The sequence below is a fragment of the Bacillus sp. AR4-2 genome, from assembly GCF_008274865.1.
GTDB lineage: Bacteria > Bacillota > Bacilli > Bacillales > Bacillaceae_G > Bacillus_A > Bacillus_A cereus.
The window spans coordinates 1-4804 of the sequence record NZ_CP031064.1; the positions used below are offsets into that span (position 1 = coordinate 1).

The window sequence follows — 4804 nt, forward strand, 5'->3', positions numbered from 1 at the left end:
ATGACCGAGTATGATAAAAATTTAGAATACCAATCTGAAACTCAAACTTTAATTGGACAAAAGAAAAGAGAATTAATTGATGTAGAAACAGGAGAAGTCATTCACGTAGACCAAATAACAAAAAGGGTTTACGGAACTAAAAACTTTTGGAAAATGTACTTAATGGATTTTTTAACCGTTTTAGGGATTATAGACAATAAACAATTAGATATTTTTATTTACATAGCAGAAAACACAAATCAATCCAATAACTTATTCATTGGGACATATAAACAAATTGCAAAAGATGTTGGAGTTTCCGAACCAACTATCGCCAAATTAATGAAAAAATTACAACAAAATAATTTTATTAAAAAAAAGATAAACGGTGTTTATATCGTCAACCCTAATATCATGATGAAAGGTAATGACACCAAACGTCAAATATTATTAAGTTATTACGAAGAGGACAAGCCTTTAAATTCTATTGAAGTCTTAAGAGGGAAACAAAATGCATTACCAGAAAAAGAACATTCCAGAACATCTCAATTACTCGAAATAAAAGAATAGGAGTAAAAAACAATGAATAAATACGTAGCTGAATTAAACTTTGAGCATGGAGATGATGATTTTCAAATTCCTTTAACTAATATTCAATTACAAGCCATTTTTAAAATTTTAGGAATGAAAATTGATACTGAAGAACAATCTGTATCAGCTTATGGTGAAAAAATGTTAGTTAGATTTATGAGTGAGGAATATCAAAACAATCCATTTCATTACAAAATTTCTAATAAACCCGAAATCGTTGATGAACGAGGAAAATAAAAAGAGATGCTATTTTGATAGCGTCTCTTTTTTTAGTAAAGAATATCTTGGCTCAGGAATTTGCTCCCACTCTATTTCTTCGTAAAACTCTCTTATCCCGATCATGACCGCTTTATGTGGTTTCCCATATTTCATCACAATTTTATCTGTATCTGAAATCATTGGAAGTACTTCTTTTTCAGACTCAACGCTCTCTTTCTTCGAAATATCGTTTCCGTTTCTCTCTAATTTTTCTACCCGCTGCAAGACTGATTCCATCCAATTTTGTTGGTTTTTCATCAAGTCCATGACCTGACTTACGAGTTCGACCACTATTGTATTTTGCTCCGTCGATTTTCTTTCGAGTTCGCTCAACCTTGTTAGTAAATCTTGTTTCAACATCTCTATTTGACGTATCTCTTTCTTGTTCTGTATTTCGTCTCTCAAACTCACCCTCTACACCTTCTTTCGTATACAACTCTCCTAATTTCTTCCCGCGTACTTTTTTGTTTTCGTTCATGTGCATGTATGTAATGGTCTTTCCACGAACAGTAACACTAACCCCATTTTCTTCTAAGTACTCAGAAAAACCCTCAAAATTACTTGTTTCTTGCTTTGCCATATCAATAGTTTCTCTTACTTCATCTTTCCAACTTCGTTCGTTCTTTTCTAATAATGACCGCTCTGCTAACGTATATCTTATTTCAGCCTTTTGGCTAGCAACTGATAATCCATTTTCTTCGCAAATTCTATCATTTTCGGATTTAACTAATTTAATTTGGCTAGCATTACTCTGATATTTTCTACCTGTTTCCATATCTACAGAATTGATAACAATATGATTATGAATGTGTTCTGTATCATTGTGCGTGTAAATAGCAACCTGATGTCCTTCAGCAATTGATTCAGCTAATTGACGTCCTAAATCATTAGCTTGTTCAGCTGTCACTTCTCCAGGCTTAAATGATTGAATTATTGTATGTGCTTGAACGCCTGTATCTTTTCCATGTGCCATTCTAACTGCTTTCATTTGTGCCTTTGCGTACTCAGGCATACAATTAACGCCACTTTTAACAACTGCACGTTTCTCAGCATAATTAATTACTTTAGAACAACTCTTTGAATTCCCTAATTTAGTTGTTGCCATAAGGTTTCCAACTCTCTTTGAACTTCCTTCAAGTTTTTTTCAATCATACCCTCTAATGTCGCTCCGCTAAGTCGATTAGATTGTCTCATATTGCAATATCTTGCGATTTGGTTCACATTGTTCCCAATCGCATTCAGTTCTTTAATAATTTGTAGACTGCTTTCTTTATCAAATTTCGGTTTCAAAATGCGTGCATTTTGTACCTTCATTTTTGCGAAAGCCGTCACACTCATACTCAAATTGTCAGCTGACTCTTTCAATTTTTCGTAATCGTGCTCATTCACTCGAAAGCTAATTTGTATGCTATCTCTTCTCCTTGGTGTTTTCTTTTCCACCGGAGAATTGCTATCTACTGCATCACGCTGCTCGTTCATTTTAAAACCCTCCAACCCCGTATTTGAGGATTAATATTTTGCCTTTGGCTCTATACTAATCGCTATACTTCGATATATTGATATCTCTAGCATAGCGTAACCTCAAACACTTGGCAAGCGACGTATTTGCTAGCCACTCACTTCGTTTCGTGTCTGCAAATACGGCTTGGTCATGCTAAGCATGACACCCCCCAGCCCCCAACAGGGGGAGTAAAAACATACATCCCTTGGATGCTTTTTTTAAATCAAGGAACGGGTAGTATTTTTTGAGAAACCCACTCAAAAAATCTCCACCCTTGCTCTTTTCATTCGCATCCTTGATTTAAAAAATTCGGCACACTTCTTGGTACTCACCAAGCTGAAGACCAAAAAGTGAAAAACTTTCCCCATCAGCTTGTTGTACCATTTTAGTGTGCCGAAACGCATAGTTCTAACGATCCAAAATTAGTTCTTTATCATTTTTTTACACGCTAAGTTCGTGCGGTTTCGCCCGCACACTACGAACCAGCCTCTACCAAAAAGCGTAAAACCGTTTAAAACACAAGTTCTTTTTATTCAAAGGGACGATATTTTTTTCTTAATACAGCCAATTCTTCCCCTAATTGTTCTACATCAGATTTCCAAAACAAACTCATATTTTTGGTTTGTTTCAATGGGATAATCCTTTCTTTTTTAACTAATACATTTAATCTAGCACGATTTACATTTAGTGTTTCCATCGCTTCTGAAGTTGTTAAAATATTATCATTCACAAATTTTTCAATATCCTCTTTGCTTCTTAATTCGTACATTTTAAATCTCCTATCTTTTTAATCGTTTATTGATAAATGTTAAAAGTATTTTAATCGCAAGAAGTATTCCATAAATGATAGCCGTTATGATTAAAATATAATCTACTGTTTTTAAATCGTTCCAGTTAATAATAAATCCAAAAGTTATTACTAACAAAAGTATAAATACAAACTTGCTGTTTAAGAATTCTAGTATTTTTTTCATGTATTTTATGGATTGGACTTTGTGATATAATTTTAAAAGAGAGAGGGAATTCCCTCTCCTGTATTATCGTCTTGTTGTTCGTCGGTACTTTGGTAGAGTGTGGCGAACGACAGGGCGTTTATTTATTTGTTTTGTTTCTCCTTGTTTCTTCTCCTTTCGTTTTTCAAGTCTTTCCATCACATCTAAAAACTCTTTGATTACTGATAAAACCTCCTTTGCTATACCACAAATCCCCTTTACCATACGAATAAATGTCGCAATGCCTATTACTATGGTTGCCATTGAAATCATCATTTTTCACCTCCGCTTTAATTATTTTCATTCCACTCAATTACCATAATATGTAATATCGTCCAATCCATTTTCTCACCTCCCTTACATAAATAATTATACCATACCTGACTACTAAAGTCTACAGATTTATTGTTATAAAATAACTAAATTGGGTTGTTTTTCTTATTTTTTTTAGGGAAACATAGGGAATCTTGACCGTATCTAGGGATTCTCTCACTCTCTTTATCGTCATTTCATAGCAAAGCTTTACAAGATTCCTGATATTTTTACTTTTGTTTAGGGAAACTTGACGAAGACAATGGGATTTGTAGCCCTCAGAAAGCTCTCTAAGCGTTTTAAATTTATCCGAAACAGAAAAACACCCAAGACCTCTTATAAGCTTTCAAAACGGCTTATAAGAGGTCTTGGGTGTAAATAAGTTGAGTCCCCTTGTTTTTGGGTGTGAGGTGAGGCTGGGGTGAAGCGTAGCGAGGGGCTAGCCCCTTTTAGTGTCACTAAAACATAGAATGAGGATTTTTTTAAGAACAGTAGAACTGGCGGTTCGGCTGGTATAATTGCTAGTCCAAGTCGAGCAACTTAACCTCGTTTTTGGTCTGTTCGGCTTGGCGAAAGCTAAGAATCAGCCGAATTTTTCTATGCAATGGAGGAAAGGTGGAGATTTTTTGAGTGGGTTTCTCAAAAAATACTACTTGACCATTGCATAGAAAAAAGCTATTTATGTAGAGAGTGAGAGTAAACTAACCTTATTTAGGTACAAAAACATTGTTATATCAAGGGTTTAAGGGCATTTCACCTGTTACCAGATTAGATAACAAATGTTATCTAATCTGGTAACAGGTGAGCTATTTTCGTTGTTGCCTAATTAGGCAACAACGAAAATAGCAAAGCATAGAGAATTCCATATCGATCTCGATATGGAATTCTCGAAGTTGCCAACTTTGGCAACTTCGAGAATAATCAATCCTCCTTTTTTGGGGGATTGATTATAGAAGAGAGGAAAGTTTTCATGAAAACACCCCTAAACCCAGTCATATCAAGGGTTTAGAGGTTTTAGGGCACTTAACTTTTCTTTAGTGTTCACTTAACATTTGTTTAGCAGTAAACGAATTTATATTTTAGTGTTTACTTAAATCTTACTTTAGTGTATATTGTGAATTGTTAAGTGTTTACTAAAATCAAATTTAAGTGCGAAAGGTTGAAATGAATT

The 4804-nt window shown here is 34.3% G+C and carries 7 protein-coding genes; 2 read left to right on the forward strand and 5 right to left on the reverse strand.

Annotated elements, in window-relative coordinates:
• Positions 1-549: a replication/maintenance protein RepL gene (locus tag DN399_RS27930; RefSeq protein WP_149150205.1), complete on the forward strand. Its 549-nt coding sequence runs from the start codon at positions 1-3 to the stop codon at positions 547-549.
• 12 nt (positions 550-561) lie between these two features.
• Positions 562-807, forward strand: coding sequence for a hypothetical protein (locus DN399_RS27935; protein ID WP_098102718.1), 246 nt, complete (start codon positions 562-564; stop codon positions 805-807).
• Positions 808-816: 9 nt separating this feature from the next.
• Here DN399_RS27935 and DN399_RS28570 read toward each other — a convergent pair whose 3' ends face one another.
• The 5 genes from DN399_RS28570 to DN399_RS27960 form a co-directional block, all read right to left on the reverse strand.
• Complete coding sequence (locus tag DN399_RS28570) at positions 817-969, reverse strand: hypothetical protein (protein WP_241669627.1); 153 nt, start codon at positions 967-969, stop codon at positions 817-819.
• Between the two features lie 22 nt (positions 970-991).
• A complete protein-coding gene (locus DN399_RS27945) occupies positions 992-1933 on the reverse strand; it encodes a relaxase/mobilization nuclease domain-containing protein (protein ID WP_000246199.1) in 942 nt (313 codons plus the stop codon).
• Positions 1915-2307: a MobC family plasmid mobilization relaxosome protein gene (locus DN399_RS27950; protein ID WP_149150206.1), complete on the reverse strand. Its 393-nt coding sequence runs from the start codon at positions 2305-2307 to the stop codon at positions 1915-1917. The genes DN399_RS27945 and DN399_RS27950 overlap by 19 nt, the downstream gene beginning before the upstream one ends.
• Positions 2308-2858: 551 nt before the next feature.
• Complete coding sequence (locus tag DN399_RS27955; protein WP_000273143.1) at positions 2859-3098, reverse strand: hypothetical protein; 240 nt, start codon at positions 3096-3098, stop codon at positions 2859-2861.
• A 268-nt stretch (positions 3099-3366) separates the two neighbouring features.
• A complete protein-coding gene (locus DN399_RS27960; RefSeq protein WP_098837870.1) occupies positions 3367-3597 on the reverse strand; it encodes a hypothetical protein in 231 nt (76 codons plus the stop codon).
• Positions 3598-4804 lie beyond the last annotated feature (1207 nt).